Source organism: Mucilaginibacter sp. (assembly GCF_028288205.1).
Lineage (GTDB): Bacteria > Bacteroidota > Bacteroidia > Sphingobacteriales > Sphingobacteriaceae > Mucilaginibacter.
In genome coordinates this window covers 35,791-51,034 of sequence record NZ_JAQBOD010000016.1, presented here as the reverse complement: position 1 = coordinate 51,034, position 15,244 = coordinate 35,791, and the positions used below count along the sequence as shown (strand labels likewise).

The 15,244-nt window shown below is 40.6% G+C and carries 16 protein-coding genes; 12 read left to right on the top strand and 4 right to left on the bottom strand.

From position 1 onward, the window contains the following. Nucleotides 1-2 precede the first annotated feature (2 nt). Nucleotides 3-776, top strand: a complete 774-nt coding sequence (locus JWR23_RS03815) for a GLPGLI family protein (protein ID WP_299513201.1) — start codon at nucleotides 3-5, stop codon at nucleotides 774-776. A 247-nt stretch (nucleotides 777-1,023) separates the two neighbouring features. Here the strand turns inward: JWR23_RS03815 and JWR23_RS03810 are convergent, their stop codons facing one another. Continuing rightward, a complete protein-coding gene (locus JWR23_RS03810; RefSeq protein ID WP_299513200.1) occupies nucleotides 1,024-2,106 on the bottom strand; it encodes a S9 family peptidase in 1,083 nt (360 codons plus the stop codon). A gap of 121 nt (nucleotides 2,107-2,227) precedes the next feature. Here JWR23_RS03810 and JWR23_RS03805 point away from each other — a divergent pair, with 121 nt between their 5' ends. The 6 genes from JWR23_RS03805 (at nucleotide 2,228) to JWR23_RS03780 (ending at nucleotide 7,400) form a co-directional block, all read left to right on the top strand. Then, on the top strand, nucleotides 2,228-2,536 hold the full coding sequence (locus JWR23_RS03805) for a hypothetical protein (RefSeq protein WP_299513197.1): 309 nt from the start codon (nucleotides 2,228-2,230) through the stop codon (nucleotides 2,534-2,536). Beyond that, complete coding sequence (locus JWR23_RS03800; RefSeq protein WP_299513195.1) at nucleotides 2,533-3,189, top strand: ATP-binding cassette domain-containing protein; 657 nt, start codon at nucleotides 2,533-2,535, stop codon at nucleotides 3,187-3,189. The genes JWR23_RS03805 and JWR23_RS03800 overlap by 4 nt, the downstream gene beginning before the upstream one ends. A gap of 102 nt (nucleotides 3,190-3,291) precedes the next feature. Next, nucleotides 3,292-4,431 (top strand): putative sensor domain DACNV-containing protein, encoded by a 1,140-nt coding sequence (locus tag JWR23_RS03795; RefSeq protein ID WP_299513193.1) that lies wholly within the window; start codon nucleotides 3,292-3,294, stop codon nucleotides 4,429-4,431. A gap of 68 nt (nucleotides 4,432-4,499) precedes the next feature. Beyond that, nucleotides 4,500-5,216 carry a tRNA pseudouridine(55) synthase TruB gene (gene truB / locus JWR23_RS03790; protein ID WP_299513191.1) on the top strand — a complete coding sequence of 239 codons (717 nt, stop codon included), beginning with the start codon at nucleotides 4,500-4,502 and terminating at the stop codon, nucleotides 5,214-5,216. An 84-nt stretch (nucleotides 5,217-5,300) separates the two neighbouring features. Continuing rightward, entirely contained in the window at nucleotides 5,301-6,230 is a 930-nt protein-coding gene (locus tag JWR23_RS03785; RefSeq protein ID WP_299513189.1) for a bifunctional riboflavin kinase/FAD synthetase, read from the top strand. A gap of 117 nt (nucleotides 6,231-6,347) precedes the next feature. Next, nucleotides 6,348-7,400: a DUF2157 domain-containing protein gene (locus JWR23_RS03780; protein WP_299513186.1), complete on the top strand. Its 1,053-nt coding sequence runs from the start codon at nucleotides 6,348-6,350 to the stop codon at nucleotides 7,398-7,400. Here the strand turns inward: JWR23_RS03780 and JWR23_RS03775 are convergent. Further along, complete coding sequence (locus JWR23_RS03775; protein ID WP_299513184.1) at nucleotides 7,397-8,050, bottom strand: LysE family transporter; 654 nt, start codon at nucleotides 8,048-8,050, stop codon at nucleotides 7,397-7,399. The two genes, JWR23_RS03780 and JWR23_RS03775, sit on opposite strands and share 4 nt — an antisense overlap. A 104-nt stretch (nucleotides 8,051-8,154) precedes the next feature. On the opposite strand from JWR23_RS03775, the gene JWR23_RS03770 reads away from it, so the two are divergent. Then, the gene (locus tag JWR23_RS03770; RefSeq protein WP_299513181.1) at nucleotides 8,155-8,691 is read left to right on the top strand and encodes a hypothetical protein; all 537 of its coding nucleotides are present in this window, start codon (nucleotides 8,155-8,157) and stop codon (nucleotides 8,689-8,691) included. Nucleotides 8,692-8,842: 151 nt separating this feature from the next. Here JWR23_RS03770 and JWR23_RS03765 read toward each other — a convergent pair whose 3' ends face one another. Continuing rightward, nucleotides 8,843-10,915, bottom strand: coding sequence for a TonB-dependent receptor (locus JWR23_RS03765; protein WP_299513178.1), 2,073 nt, complete (start codon nucleotides 10,913-10,915; stop codon nucleotides 8,843-8,845). Between the two features lie 275 nt (nucleotides 10,916-11,190). Here JWR23_RS03765 and JWR23_RS03760 point away from each other — a divergent pair, with 275 nt between their 5' ends. After that, nucleotides 11,191-11,880, top strand: a complete 690-nt coding sequence (locus JWR23_RS03760) for a VIT1/CCC1 transporter family protein (protein ID WP_299513176.1) — start codon at nucleotides 11,191-11,193, stop codon at nucleotides 11,878-11,880. A gap of 127 nt (nucleotides 11,881-12,007) precedes the next feature. Here JWR23_RS03760 and JWR23_RS03755 read toward each other — a convergent pair whose 3' ends face one another. After that, nucleotides 12,008-12,529: an NADPH-dependent FMN reductase gene (locus JWR23_RS03755; protein WP_299513174.1), complete on the bottom strand. Its 522-nt coding sequence runs from the start codon at nucleotides 12,527-12,529 to the stop codon at nucleotides 12,008-12,010. Between the two features lie 278 nt (nucleotides 12,530-12,807). On the opposite strand from JWR23_RS03755, the gene JWR23_RS03750 reads away from it, so the two are divergent. Genes JWR23_RS03750 through JWR23_RS03740 form a run of 3 tightly spaced genes read left to right on the top strand, consistent with a single transcriptional unit; the run spans nucleotide 12,808 to nucleotide 15,206 of the window. Continuing rightward, entirely contained in the window at nucleotides 12,808-13,611 is an 804-nt protein-coding gene (locus JWR23_RS03750; RefSeq protein WP_299513171.1) for a ParA family protein, read from the top strand. 1 nt (nucleotide 13,612) lies between these two features. Further along, nucleotides 13,613-14,527 (top strand): ParB/RepB/Spo0J family partition protein, encoded by a 915-nt coding sequence (locus JWR23_RS03745; protein ID WP_299513168.1) that lies wholly within the window; start codon nucleotides 13,613-13,615, stop codon nucleotides 14,525-14,527. A gap of 1 nt (nucleotide 14,528) precedes the next feature. Continuing rightward, nucleotides 14,529-15,206: a DUF5683 domain-containing protein gene (locus JWR23_RS03740; RefSeq protein ID WP_299513165.1), complete on the top strand. Its 678-nt coding sequence runs from the start codon at nucleotides 14,529-14,531 to the stop codon at nucleotides 15,204-15,206. The last annotated feature ends 38 nt before the right edge of the window (nucleotides 15,207-15,244 follow it).

Here is a 15,244-nt window from a genome sequence, read left to right as displayed (position 1 = left end):
CTATGAAAAATATATTAATTACAATAATTTGCTTTTTACTGCTGTCGGGCAATTTCGTACTTGCGCAGGATTCGCATTTCATTACTTCGGGCACTATTGAGTTTGAAAAAAGTTCAAATATTTATGCCATTTTTAGCAGGAACGTCAATAAGGATAATGAAGCCTATATGAAGCCTGTGTTTGAGCAGTTAAAAAAAACGCAGCCCCAATTTAAAGTGCTAAAAAGCACATTAACGTTTGGCTACAATAAAACCTTATTTGTACCTACTCCAACCGAGAATCAAAACAGCTCATTCGGTTATGTAGTTGCGGCCGAGCAAAGCAATACCATTTATACTGATGTGGCAACAAGTAGCAGCGTGGCACAGAAAGGGGTTTTTGAAGAAACCTTTTTGCTAAAGGACAGCACACGTAAAATTAACTGGAAAATTACCGACGAAACCCGTGAAATTGCCGGCTATACTTGTCGTAGAGCCAACGCGCTGATATTAGACTCGGTTTATGTGGTGGCATTTTATACTGATAAAATACTGGTTTCGGGCGGGCCCGAATCTTTTACCGGCTTACCGGGGATGATATTGCAAGTGGCCCTGCCGCACGAAAATATTATTTGGCGCGCCACCAAAGTAAATGATATAAAAATACCCGAAACTACACTAATACCCCCTAAAAAGGGCAAAGTAGCTACCAACAAAACTTTCAGGGCAACGCTTGACGGAGCTATGAAAAGCTGGGGCAACTATGCACAATCTTATTATAAGGCATTTTTGTTATAAGTAAGTAATTAATATGGCGGGCGGTTACTCACCCCGACATCGCTACGCTTGCTGACCCTCTCTTCGCCTTTGGCGGAAAGAGGGTTGTTTTTTCTTTAGTCAAAAGATTTGCCAACTTTTAAAAAGTTGACAAATCTACTCAGTTACCCTCTTTGCGGCTTGCGGAAGAAAGGGTCGCGCACGAAGGGTCGCGGGGTGAGTCAACGGTGCGCGTTTGCCCCCCGGCGCATATCACTACGCCCTGATCTTAATTCAACAAATACTTGGCAAACCACTCAATACTTATCCAGGCATCCTCATCATTAAAAACATGGCCCATATTTGGCTGGATAACTATGTTTAATTTATTGGAAGCTTTTTGTGCCTTGTAAGCTTCGGTTGCATAGGCAAACCCTATCTGTGCGCCGGGGTATGGATTATTAGGATCCTTATCCTTGCTTAGTATCAGCAATGGCCTCGGCGCAAACAGGCGGATCATTGACGGGCAATCAAACTCGCCGGTTATGCCCGGTAATATTTTATCCCATACGGCTTTTACATTGGTTTTATTTAATGTGGAGTCGCCCATATCGCGGGCCGCTTTTTTATGCGCGTCGCCAATAGTGCCGGCGCGGCCCTGCCACTGGTTATTCTCTAACGACCATTTAAAGCTTTGTACAGAAATACCCAATACCGCTGTACGGATACGGGTATCAACAGATGCCGCCATCCATGTTTCAATACCTCCCATAGATATTCCGCCCATGCCAATACGGTCGGCTTTTACATCGGGGCGGGTAATCAGGTAATCAACCAGGCGCCACAGATCATAAGCAGTATCATACAAGAACGGGTAGGCATGATGTGTTTTATCATTTGTTTTATAAGCTTGATAGGCCGCCTCGGTATATTCTTTACTGCCATGCGCGCCGCCCGCGATACGCTGGCCATGATATCGGGCATCAATAGCAACACCCATAATACCCAATTTGGCCAGTTTGGTAAATATGTCTTTAATATCCCCCTCATCTTTTGTGCCGCCGGTACCATGCAAAAATATCACCACCGGAAATTTGGTTTGCCCCTTAATAACCGGCTTATAAATCAGAATGGGCATTTTCTCTGTTTCTTCGGTATAGATAGCGCCTTTATCTACTTCGATGGAATCCATACGCACGTTGGTAAATGTTGCCTTAAAATCAACCGCGGACCGGTTTAGCAATGCTTTAAAATCGCGCGCAACCTGTTCTGCAGGCGGGTAATTTTCTGTTTGGGCAAATAAGGTGGATGCCTTTATGAATAATATAAGGCACAGGGTTATTATTTTTGTTTTAGGACTGATATTGAGCATGGTATTGTGTCGGTTATTAATTGGATAGGTAAATATAGAATGTTTGAAGTAAAGTTTGAAGTATTGTGGTGGGTAACAATTGGGTAACAATTAACACCCAATAATTGCGTTATCACAACTAATGCGCACCTTAACCCTCATCAGCAGATTTTATAGCGGAATTTTTTTACCAAATTTTCTGGTAACCCTTAGTTGTGTTTATCTACATTGGAGTTATGGCACAAAGGCGCATGACTTAGCGGGAATATTTTTTTGGTATAAGATCATCACCCTGGCTATGATATTTTATACAGCTATACATTACAAAAAGCAGGAATTATATTATTATCAAAACCTGGGCGTTACAAAATGGATGTTAGGGATACCTACTTCTGTGTTTGATTTTTTACTTTGGCTTGCCATATACATTACTGCCTGTAAAACTATATGATACATACCCTTGAAGCAGATGGCATCCAGCTTGATTTTGGATTAAGAAGTATTTTATCAGATGTATATTTAAAATGCGAAACCGGAAAAATTACGGGCCTGCTGGGCCGAAATGGACAGGGCAAAAGCTGCCTGATGAATATTTTGCTGGGTACATTAAATTCTTCAAGCAATTCTGTAAGGTTTGATGGTAGAGTAATTAGAAACGCAGGTAGACGCCCTCATTTGTTACTATATCTGCCTCAATTTAATATCATCCCTAAAGCACTTACAGTAAAAAAAGTATTGGATGATTTTAAATTAGCCTACGCTGATTTTGGAAACAGGTTCCCTGAATTTATAGGGAAATACAATTCGAACGTAAGCCAGCTTTCGGGCGGGCAATGGCGTACACTCGAAATTTATATTATTGCCAAAACACCATCATTATTTGCTATGCTGGATGAACCTTTTACGCATTTAAACCCTATTCAAATTGAAAAGATAAAGGAGTTTCTTTTAGAAGAGAAATTGAACAAAGGTTTCCTGATAACAGATCATATGTACGGTCATTTACTTGATATAAGTGATAGTGTATATTTATTAAAAGATGGCAAAACGTATTTAACTAAAAGCATTTTTGATCTGAATAAGTTAGGGTATATACATTTATAAAAGGTCTGTATAAGTCAAATTTTACTTATGTATGTTGCGTACCTTTAAAACATTAAAGATATTTTTGAGGTATAATGGCTAAGGCTTAAACATAACTAACAAATGCTGTCAGAACCAACCTATATAGCTGCACGTATGGTGGCTGCAACCATCGAGGCGCATTTTACAACGCACCTGGCAGCGGCGCGCCAACAAGGTGCAAAGCACCTGGCCCACGAGCCCCAGGCATCTATTATAGAGGCCATTATTGATGTTACTTTTTGGGCAAGCTTGCGCAAAGAAGAGGGCCATGCGCCAAAAATTTCGCTGGCATTGCTATCACCCGAGCAAGCAAGTCAGCCATTGATATTTGGTAACCACATACGCCTAACCCCGCATAACCTAACCAAATTAGCTCCGGCGGTTGAAAGCCCGGGCATACACTTAGGCGTTTGGTATGAGGATGATCAGTTATACGTTTGGGGCACTACCCTGGCTATACCGGATATTTGCTTTGTATTGGAGGTGGTAGAGCCGGGGCTGCTGGTTATCAAACATAGCCGTACTGATGGTTTTGGCAAGTTTGTGAACATAGCCGTATTAAAAGGCGACGAGATAAAAATTATCGATGAGCAAAATACCAGCCTGCTTAACTGCCCGGCCATTATAGATTCCTTACTTGGCATGCCTTCACCGTTTGTTGATGGCTCTGTAAATATTATGGTAGAGCTGGCAGCATCCATGCGCATCCACGGCCGCGGTGGTTTGGTGTTGATAGTGCCCGAACATTCCAATACCTGGCAGGAGTCTATAATTCACCCTATATCCTACCCGGTTGTGCCAACCTTTACAGGTATTACCAAGCTCATGCAACAGGATAAATGCGAACGCACCAAAACCGACTGGCAGGAAGCATTGCTGCGGGCAATAGATATAGTTGGCGGGTTTACCGCGGTAGATGGCGCTACAATAATTAACCGTAATTATGAGCTGCTGGCATTCGGCGCAAAAGTAGCACGTTCGGGCATGAGCTTGCCTGTGGACCAGATCATTACCACCGAGCCTATGCTTGACGGCGCCCCAACGCTTATGCACCCGGGCCAAAATGGCGGCACACGCCACCTGGCTGCCGCGCAGTTTATTTACGATCAGCGGGATGCTGTTGCTCTTGTAGCCTCGCAGGATGGTAAGTTTACTATTTTTGCGTGGGCACCACAGTTGGAGATGGTGCATGCGCATAGGATTGATATATTGTTGCTGTAATCAGCCCTTTTCGTAAACAAAGCAAAAAAAATTAAATCTTACCTTTGCCCCAAAATAAAACAAACGCCTTGGATACCGCACTACCAAAAAACAAACAATTCAATTTTGCCGAAGGCGAATTACTGCTGGTTAATAAACCATACCAATGGACCAGCTTTGATGTGGTGGGCAAACTGCGCAATTCGTTCAAGCCATTAAAATTAAAGGTGGGCCATGCCGGTACGCTTGATCCACTGGCTACGGGGCTGTTAATTATCTGCACCGGCAAAATGACCAAACAGATAGATACCTTCCAGGCCGAAGAAAAAGAATACACCGGCACCATGATATTGGGCGCTACTACCCCATCGTACGATATGGAAACAGAGGTAGATGAAACTTTTGATACAAGCAACCTTAACAACGACCAGATACGTAATGCTTGTAAACAATTTATGGGCGACATACAACAATATCCACCCGCGCACTCTGCCATAAAAATTGATGGCGAGCGTTTATATGAAAAAGCACGTCGGGGCGAAGAAGTAGAACTGCGCTTGCGCAATGTTACCATAATCGATTTTGAAATAACCCGCATCGAGCTGCCCGAGATTGATTTCCGCGTGGTATGCAGCAAGGGTACTTATATACGGTCGCTGGTGAATGATTTTGGCAAGGCTTTAAACAATGGGGCGTACCTAACCAATTTAGTACGCACCCGCAGCGGCAACTATCAGCTGAAAGATGCCTGGGAAGTGACAGAGCTGGTGAGTGTGATAAAAGAACAAAAAGTAATTATTGAATGATTGAATTAGTGAGTTATTGAATTATAAAAGTCTGGAAGTGAAAAACCTTTTACCTTTTCAGCTTTTACCTTTTACCTTCTAAAAATGAAAATCTACCATCATATTGATGAATTTAAGCCTGTTAAAAATGCCGTTGTTACCATTGGCACTTTTGACGGAGTACACCTGGGGCACCGAAAAATTATATCACGAATAAAAGAATTGGCCGATGCCACTGGCGGCGAAACGGTTATCCTAACTTTTTTTCCGCATCCGCGGATGATATTACATCCTGAGGATGAAAGCATCAAGCTCATTAACACCATTAATGAAAAGGCCGCATTGCTGGAGCAATTAGGTGTTGACCATTTAATTATTACCCCGTTTTCGCGCGATTTTTCTAACCAGAACGCCGAAGATTATATCCGCGATATACTGGTTAATAAAATCGGAACAAAAAAGATAGTAATAGGCTACGATCACCGTTTTGGCAAGGACCGCCGCGGCGGGTTAAGCGATTTGCTGCAACTCTCGCCGGTTTATGGTTTTGAGGTGATAGAGATACCCGAGCAGGATATTAATGATGTAGCTGTAAGCTCTACCCGTATACGCGAAGCCATATTGGGCGATAATATCCAGCTGGCAAATACCTTTTTGGGCTACCCGTTTTTTCTTACCGGCAAAGTTATCCGCGGCGACCAGATAGGTCGGCAAATTGGCTACCCTACAGCTAATATCCAAATAGAAGAAAAATACAAACTTATACCTGCGGATGGCATCTTCGCGGTTAAAGTGCAGTTAAATGATATTGAATATAAAGGCATGGCCTATATAGGCAGTCGCCCTACCATTAATGGCATGAATCGTAATATTGAAGTTAACCTGTTCGACTTTAATAATGAGATATACAATGAAACCATCCGCATGGAATTCCACCATTTTGTGCGGGGCGATATTAAATTTGCCGGGCTGGATGACTTGAAGGTGCAGATAGCAAAGGATAAGGAAGATGTAATTAGTTTACTTAGTCATTAGTTGAAATTGCATATTCATTTGATTGTTTTAAATTCTGGAATTTTAATTAATAGCTTTGTTTAAGTTATAGCATGGTTATTGAAAAAGAAAAATCAAGGACCAATGACACAATGACCAATGAACAAACTAAACATAGACAAACCCGAAAGTGATTTTTTAAACAGCACCATTTCTTATTGGGAAAAGGAGGGTTTGGTTAGTGATGAACAGGCCGAAAAATTGCGCAATTCGTATGAGGTTAAGGGTTTCGACTGGATGCGGCTGGCTAAATATTCGTTTTGGATAGCTTTGATATGCGGCGGCGCTTCGTTCGCTTTCCTGATAGTTAACGATGTGGTGGTTAACTGGCTCAAGCATTTATATTATACACCCGATATTATCATCAGCATTGGCTCGGCTATATCGGCCGCATTCCTGTTTTATTGGGGACGACGAAGGGAAAGGCTTTATCCGGAAAAAATATTCAGTAACGAGGCCGTAGTTTTTACCGGCATATTGTTTACCGCCTGCTGCATTGCCTACCTCGGTAAAACGCTGGATAGGGGCTCGGGGCATTATTCTTTACTTTTCTTATTATCTGTTTTTGTTTATGGCTTTTTAGGCTGGCGGATGAATTCAAGATTAATATGGTTGTTCGCGTTAGTATCGCTGGGCAGTTGGTTCGGTACAGAAACCGGTTTCCAAACTCATTGGAGTGATTACTTTTTAGGTATGAATTATCCGTTACGTTTTGTGCTGTTTGGTGTAGTACTGGTTAGCGCCTGCCATATTTTAAGATCACGCAATTGGTTTGCTTATTTCTGGGAGCATACTTATGTGGTGGGATTGTTGTATCTATTTATATCGTTATGGTTGCTAAGCATTTTTGGCAACTATGGCAATTTGGATAAATGGTACCATATACGGCAGATTAGCTTATTTTACTGGGGGATAATTTCCATGTGTGTAGCGGGTGGCTTCCTGTTATACGGACTAAAAAACAAAGATGATATATCGCGCGAGTTTGGTATAACCTTTCTTATCATTTTCATCTACACCAAATACTTCGAATATTTTTGGGACCATACTAACAAAACCCTGTTCTTTGCTATACTGGCCGCCTCTTTTTGGCTGATAGGACGTAAGGCAGAGAGGATATGGAATTTGAAAAGCAGAAGTTCGCAGAATTAGCTATCGCGGTGTGCTATTATTTTATTCTCTTTCGGCACAATAGCCAAATACACTCTTTTCACTACATGATAGCCGAATAAAGCAAAAAATAATATAGCAATAGCTGTATTAATAACCCTTGTGCTTAAAGCGAATTTGCTTTGTATATACTGCGCGAACCGGGCATACAAAAACAAGCATAAAAATGCGCCTGCGGCAGAGCCTATACTAAATATAACTAAAGCCAGCATCCCGTCCAGTATCCATTCATGGGTGATTAAGTACGTTCCGGTAATGATCCAGAAAGGTACCTGCATCGGATTAATAAAACCCAACAAGATACCATATTTAATACTGTCGTGTTCGGCATAATTGGTTTCGGGTGGTTTTTTGCGGCTTAACCAGGTAATTATCCCCAATGTAAAAAACAACGCGGCCATTACCCAATCAATAACTACATCCAGCCTAACCTGTGCCGATAGCCATTTGGCTGCCTGCATAATAAAAAAGGTAAAGAAAAACTCAACACATGAGAAAGCAATAATAAAGTGCATGGCCTGTTTAAAGCCACGATTTATAGTGATACGTATTAGGGTAAGATTGATGTTTCCGGGCGGTATATAGCCAATAAAGTTAGCTATTAGCCCGAGGAAAAATGTTAGGAAGATCATCGGCGCAAAGATATGTTTTGGATGTGCAGATTTGCAAATGCACGGATGTGTAAATGATGTTATTAAATTATTAACGTGATTGCCATTCGTCACCCACGTTCTAAATGACATTTTGTAATTATTCTTCATCAAAAAAATCTGCACATTTGCACATCCGCATATCTGCACATCAAATGGAGCTAACAGAAGAATTACAGGAACGTATTGACCTAATTAAACACAAGCTTAAATTTATTGAGCAAAAACCAACCGTTGCTTGTATAGAAGGGCTTGATCCATTAATGTTTTGGCAGGACGATGAACTTTTAAACATTGCAGGCGGCGCGGCGGTACCTATGCTGTCTCCTGCAGATTGGAATACCATTACTCAAAACGATCCTGATATTATGATTGTGATGCTTAGAGGATATACCATTGAGCAAAGTATGAAGCATATTGACCATCTATTACAACTACCCGGCTTTGTTAACCTCAAGGCTGTTAAAAACAACCGACTTTACATTGCCAACGGAAGTAAATATTTTTTCGATAATCCATCTGAAAATAAGGTTAATTCTATTGAGCTATTGGCAGAGATCATCAATCCTAAACAATTTATTTTTGGATATGAAGATGAAGGTTGGATAAAGTTTTCTATATAAATAGTAAATGAAGAAGTGCCTCATGATCTCCTGATTTATTTTTTTAGCGAGTCGCAATAAAACCAAAATTCCTGCGTTACCAAATACAGTAATATCAACCTGAGCAATAAGAGCTGTCTTATTTAAAAAGAGTGCTCTTATTGCTAACCCACTAAAATTTCACGTTAAAGCCGGCATAATAATTACGCAATGGCGATGGATTATAAAAACGATTTCCCACTGCATCCAGGTCATCACCCAAACTATACTTTTCATTAAGCAGATTATCAACCCCCGCGTATATTTCAAGGCGCGATTTATCATTTAGTTTATATTGCCACCCCATTTTTGCCTTTACTAAATTATAATGCGGAGCAAAGAAAGTATTGGCCTCATTAAGCGGGATACGTGCGGTATAATTGTGCTCCACATATAGATATAAAGATTCCGGGAATTTTACCTGCACACTTTCCACAGTAACATCGCGCGGCACACCAGTTAGCTCTTTACCCTGGTAACTGGTGGTAGCATCATGATAATTGCCAAAAGTAAATTTGCTTATGGTAAGCGACTCGTTGATCTGTAAGCCTCTTATAAAGCCATTATCGTTTTGTTTAATTATCCAGTCGGTAAAATATAGCTCCAGCCCGGGTTGTTTAATATCGCCCGAGTTGGTATAATATTCTGTCCCGTTCGGGTTAAGGCGGCGCACAATGGCATTGTTAAGACGATAATAAAAAGCAGATACATCCAGCAACATGCTCTCATCATTATTACGCAGGCGGAAACCGGTTTCGTAGTTCCAGCCGTATTGCGCAGTCAATGAAGTATTGATGATATTATTTGATGGGCGTATCTCTGCAGACGTTGGTGTTGAATATCCCCTGCTTACTGATGCCCTCCATATAAAATTATTTACTACCTGGTAAGACAGCGCCACACGCGGCATAATTTGTGGCGAGAATGTATTATTGGTAAAAGCAGTTTGCATACGCGGATACACGTTTTTAAAATCGTATCCATAAAAGTTTAAACTGGCGGCAGCTTCTATTTGCAGGCGTTTAATTAAGTTGGCCTGGTAACGGGCAAATATAAAATGCTGGTTTACGTTAACCCTGTCTAAACTTTGGGCGGTATCTCTAATACCTGCGCGGTTGCCATAATCGTTATTATCAGCATTAGTTTGCTCCCACTCTAATCCTATGTTGGCTTTCCAGCTATATGTTTTTTGCGGCGTGCCGGTAAATTCAAAATAGGTGCGCATACCGTAAGTACGCTCGTATCGTTGCTCGTAATTAGTGATGAACGGATTGGTAAAGTTTACATAAGCGCCATACACCGCAAATATATTGCGGATATGGTCGGTAATATGCCATTCATTAACCGCGCCACCATAAGTCATTTTATTGGTAATGCCTGCATTTTGTTTTAAAGCTCCGGGTACGGCAGGTGTTGACGGTCTGGCCGCGGTAGGATCGGCATCGGCCTGCGCCTGGGTTAAACCGCCGGGCGTTTCGTAGCTCAGGTCTGAATAAAAGCCTAATATTTTTAATGAGTTGTTACCGCCGTAAGTTATCTTATCACTTGCTTGAAAATATTGGCGGTGCATGTCGCTATGTACCCTGTAGCCATGATAAGTCTCGTAAGACTGATTAAAATTGAACTGGTTGTTTTTATTGACATTTTGCAATCCAACGTTTTCATGCACCAACCCATACGAGCCGCCGTTTAAGCCGAATGTTACAAAATTAGTATTGTCATAACGGTTAACCGGGTTCAATAAAACCACACCGCCAGAGTTGGCGCCAAATAAACTGCCATCCGGGCCTTTTAATACCTCTATGCCCTGTACACCGTTAAAATCAATGGAGTTTAAATAGGTGTTGCCGCCTGCATCTGTAAGCGGTAATTCGTCATAATAGATCTTAACATCGCGTATGCCAAATGGCGAACGCAGTAAACTACCCCTAATGGATAAGCGGTAACTACCCGGCGAGCGTTCTTCCATGCGTATACCAGGAATAGTATTCATAACTGATACTAATGAATTATCGGGCTGTAATTTTAATTGCGCGGGTGATATAACGCTTACAGAAGCCGGCACATTCAACATAGGCTGATCTGAAAGATAGCCCCTAACGGTTACTGTATTTAATTTTTTTGTGGTATCGGTTTTCTTTGTTTGTGCGCCGGCAATTGAACCAACAACAAAGATCAGAACAAGGGTATAGTAAATTTTTAGCACTGCATTTATAATTTAGGGGTGTAAGCAAAAATAGGCCCTTTAGTTAATAAAAGGGTTAATCTGATTGTAAGATATTAGATACGTTATAATATTTTATTGAAATGCAAACATATTGCGCTTACCCGCCAAATGCTATTGTCCGAATTAGCTATATTATGCCCCATACTTTAAGGCACTGCCGGGTATTTTTGTTTGGAAGAAACTCACTTATTCAGACCAATGATAAATTGCATTTTTTGCGTGGATAATACTTTTAATGCAGGTACATTTAAACTATGCATCATGAACATCATTTAAAAAGCTCTGACACCATTCGCGATATTGTTATTGGCATGTCTGATGGTTTAACCGTACCCTTTGCATTGGCTGCGGGCCTGAGCGGAGCGGTAAATTCTTCAGGAATTATCATAACAGCGGGTGTAGCAGAAATTGTTGCCGGATCAATAGCTATGGGTCTGGGCGGATTTTTAGCCGGCCGTACCGAAGCTGATCATTATGCTGCCGAATTAAAACGCGAATACGATGAAGTTGAGCGCGTACCCGAAGAGGAAAAAGCAGAAGTGAAAGAGGTATTTGCAGGTTTTGGCTTATCTGACGCGCTGCAAACCCAGGTAGCTGATGAAATGGCGAAGGATAAAGATAAATGGGTTGATTTTATGATGCGTTATGAACTGGGACTGGAGGAGCCACAAGCTAACCGGGCAACACAAAGCGCGGTAACTATTGGGCTGTCTTATATATTGGGTGGCATTATTCCATTATCACCTTATTTTTTTGAAGCTAATTCGCAAATAGCCCTGGTATACTCTTGTGCTATAACTATGGTGTGCCTTTTTGTTTTCGGCTATTTTAAAAGTAAGGTAACCGGGCAACCACCTATATCAGGTGCTTTTAAAGTATTAATAATTGGCGCATTAGCCGCGGCTGCAGCTTTCGGAATGGCGAAATTGATAACGGGTAAATAGAGATTAGGCCTGTCGGCAAAGATTAGTTAATTAGAGATTAAAGATTAGGCTTGTCTTTTTGATAATTATATCCAACTTAACATAATGTACCTTTAATCTTTAATCTTTAATCTTTAATCTTTAATCTCTAAAACTTAATAAACTTCTCTATCTGCTCGTTAGTAAACTTTACCGTATCCTCTTTAAACAGGTCGCTATATTCATTAAATTCTGTTTTGATATTAGCTATATGCAGTTTTAAAGGCATTATGTTTAAATGCAAATAATGGCATACGCCTGTAAAATGGTCTATGCCACGTATATTACCATATTTGCCTGATGAGATCCCTACAAGCGCGGCCTTTTTATCATAAAAGCTTTCAGGAAAAGAGCAGGCATCAATAAAAATCTTTAACACCCCCGGAAAGCTGCCATTATATTCAGGAATAATGAAGATAAACTTATCGGTCGCGGTAACTATATCTTGTATTTTTTGAAATTCGGCGCTCCTTTTTCCATATAGATCAGTCTCTAATAAATTTGCTGGCAATTGTGCTAAAGATAGCATTCCTGCTTCTACCTCTGTTTCAAGCAATCTTTTTTGGTAATATCGTGCCACTTTAAGGGTTGAGCTGCCGGGCCGGTTGGTTGCGGATATAATAGTTATCATTTTTTAATGAATGAATTAGCGAATGAATGATTGAGTAAATGTTAACGGGTGCAAATTATTGAATTAAAACAAGTAAGAAAATCATTTATTCACTAATTCGCTCATTCCATCAATCACTCATTCCACACAATATGTTTGTAAATTGCCAAAAACTGTGGATTTCTCAGTTATTTAAATATATATCTTAGCGCTTGGTAAAAAGTTTCCCCGAAGGTAGAAATTTTTATATTTTTATTTTTCGTTGTTAGTACACTGTTATAAAAAATTCAAGATAGAGAATGAGTAAGATAATTGCTTTAGCCAATCAAAAAGGCGGCGTAGGTAAAACTACCTCTTCCATTAACCTGGCTGCAAGTTTAGCCGTATTAGAATACAGAACATTATTAGTTGATGCCGATCCGCAGGCCAATGCCACATCAGGTATCGGGTTTGATCCACGCAATATAAAAAACAGTATTTATGAGTGTATCATTAACCAGGTTGATCCGCATGATGCTATTATAAAAACCGATACACCCAATCTTGATTTGTTACCCGCGCATATTGATTTAGTTGGTGCAGAAATTGAAATGATAAATCTGGAAAGCCGCGAGTATAAAATGCAGGAGGTTTTTAATAAGATTCGTGATGAATACGATTTTATTATTATTGATTGCTCTCCATCATTAGGCTTAATTACTATTAACGCTTTAACCGCTGCCGACTCTGTTATAATACCTGTACAATGCGAATATTTTGCATTAGAAGGATTAGGTAAGCTATTAAATACGGTTAAGATAGTTCAAAACCGTTTAAACCCCGATCTGGAAATTGAAGGCATTTTGCTAACTATGTATGATGTTAGGCTGCGCCTGTCAAACCAGGTGGTCGAAGAAGTCAGGACCCATTTTGAAGATATGGTATTTGATACCATTATACAGCGTAACACACGCTTAAGCGAAGCGCCAAGTTTTGGTGTATCTGTTATTATGCATGATGCTACCTGTAAAGGTGCTATCAATTACCTTAATCTGGCCCGCGAAATTATCCGCAAAAACGGTTTGGTTAAAGACGAACTAAAAGCAACAACAGAAACCGTATAACATGAGTGCAGAAAAAAGAAATGCTTTAGGAAAGGGATTAAGCGCGCTGTTAAATGATTCTGATAATGTACTCCCCTACAAAAAATCAAACAATAATAACGTTAGTTCAAATTCAGAGGTTAATAGCCTGGGGTCTGTAAATGATATTAAGTTATCAGAAATAGAAGTTAACCCGTTCCAGCCCCGTACTGATTTTGACGAACAGGCCCTGTCTGACCTGGCCGACTCTATAAAATTGCAAGGGCTTATACAGCCAATAACCGTACGGCGTGTTAACGCGCATAAATTCCAGCTAATATCGGGCGAGCGCCGTTTAAGGGCATCAAAAATGGCCGGCTTAACACATATCCCCGCATATGTGCGTACCGCCAACGACCAGCAAATGCTGGAAATGGCGCTGATAGAAAACATCCAGCGTGAAAACCTTAATGCTATTGAAGTTGCCCTGAGTTTTCAGCGCATGCTGGACGAGTGTAACTTAAAACAAGAAGAGCTAGGCGAGCGTGTAAGTAAAAACCGCTCGACTGTAACCAACTATTTGAGGTTATTAAAACTGCCCCCTTCTATACAAGCTTCTATCAGGGATGGCGCCATTAGCATGGGTCATGCACGTGCTTTAATAACTGTTGAGGATCCGGCTAAACAAATATATATTCACAAACATATCATTCAGCAAGGTTTATCCGTTCGTAAAGTGGAAGAGATGGTTCGCGAGTTGCAAAGCTCACGGATAAAAAAGGAAGGCAAGCAGCCCGAGCCGATATCGTTTCAAATACAAAAGATACAAGATGATCTTGCATCTAAATTTAGCACCAGGGTTAAGCTAAAAATGAACAACAAAGGCAACGGCATTATTGAAATTCCTTTTTTATCCGAAGATGATCTGGGCCGCATTCTTGAAATGTTGGATTGGTAAAATGCAAAAGTATTTATTAATTATTGGATTAATTACCGGGTTTGCTTTTGCCGCATTAGCACAAGAGCCTGCAATACCTATTAAAAAAACTAAAGCTGATAGCATACAGGCTAAAAAAGATTCATTAAAATCAAAACCCTTTATCCCTAAAATAACATCCGACAAAGTTTATCATCCCGATACTAACCATAGCCCGCATAAAGCAGTAATACATTCGTTAATGATACCAGGATGGGGTCAATTATACAATCACCAATGGTGGAAGGTACCGGTAATTTATGCCGGACTTGGGCTTATTGCATGGGCCTACGTATTTAATGAAAAATACTACCAGGAAACACTTGCTATAGCCAAATACCGGCAAAAGGGAACAGAACCGGTACCCGGCGATAAGTATTATAATGTATACCCTCAATATACGAATGCTTCTGTAACGGCTATTAATGATGCGGTAAGGGGTTACGCGCGTTACCGGGATATAAGTGTATTGGGCTTTGTTGCCGGATGGGGCATACAGGCTATTGATGCTTATATTGATGCTAAGTTTATACACTCCTACTCTATGGATAAGGATTTTACCTTTAAAGTAACGCCAATTACCATGGATCCGCCTATGTATGCTCAAAATTTTAATGGTTCATTTATTCCGGGTATAAAACTTACCTTTACGCTCAAATAAAAGGAGGCATTAGCTCCTCCGCCTAAATAAAAGTACAA

Coding starts and splice junctions, on each gene's coding strand:
- JWR23_RS03815 (WP_299513201.1), top strand. CDS start 3: ATGAAAAATATATTAATTACAATAATTTGCTTTTTACTGCTGTCGGGC.
- JWR23_RS03810 (WP_299513200.1), bottom strand. CDS start 2,106: ATGCTCAATATCAGTCCTAAAACAAAAATAATAACCCTGTGCCTTATA.
- JWR23_RS03805 (WP_299513197.1), top strand. CDS start 2,228: ATGCGCACCTTAACCCTCATCAGCAGATTTTATAGCGGAATTTTTTTA.
- JWR23_RS03800 (WP_299513195.1), top strand. CDS start 2,533: ATGATACATACCCTTGAAGCAGATGGCATCCAGCTTGATTTTGGATTA.
- JWR23_RS03795 (WP_299513193.1), top strand. CDS start 3,292: ATGCTGTCAGAACCAACCTATATAGCTGCACGTATGGTGGCTGCAACC.
- JWR23_RS03785 (WP_299513189.1), top strand. CDS start 5,301: ATGAAAATCTACCATCATATTGATGAATTTAAGCCTGTTAAAAATGCC.
- JWR23_RS03780 (WP_299513186.1), top strand. CDS start 6,348: ATGAACAAACTAAACATAGACAAACCCGAAAGTGATTTTTTAAACAGC.
- JWR23_RS03775 (WP_299513184.1), bottom strand. CDS start 8,050: ATGATCTTCCTAACATTTTTCCTCGGGCTAATAGCTAACTTTATTGGC.
- JWR23_RS03770 (WP_299513181.1), top strand. CDS start 8,155: ATGACATTTTGTAATTATTCTTCATCAAAAAAATCTGCACATTTGCAC.
- JWR23_RS03760 (WP_299513176.1), top strand. CDS start 11,191: ATGCATCATGAACATCATTTAAAAAGCTCTGACACCATTCGCGATATT.
- JWR23_RS03755 (WP_299513174.1), bottom strand. CDS start 12,529: ATGATAACTATTATATCCGCAACCAACCGGCCCGGCAGCTCAACCCTT.
- JWR23_RS03750 (WP_299513171.1), top strand. CDS start 12,808: ATGAGTAAGATAATTGCTTTAGCCAATCAAAAAGGCGGCGTAGGTAAA.
- JWR23_RS03745 (WP_299513168.1), top strand. CDS start 13,613: ATGAGTGCAGAAAAAAGAAATGCTTTAGGAAAGGGATTAAGCGCGCTG.
- JWR23_RS03740 (WP_299513165.1), top strand. CDS start 14,529: ATGCAAAAGTATTTATTAATTATTGGATTAATTACCGGGTTTGCTTTT.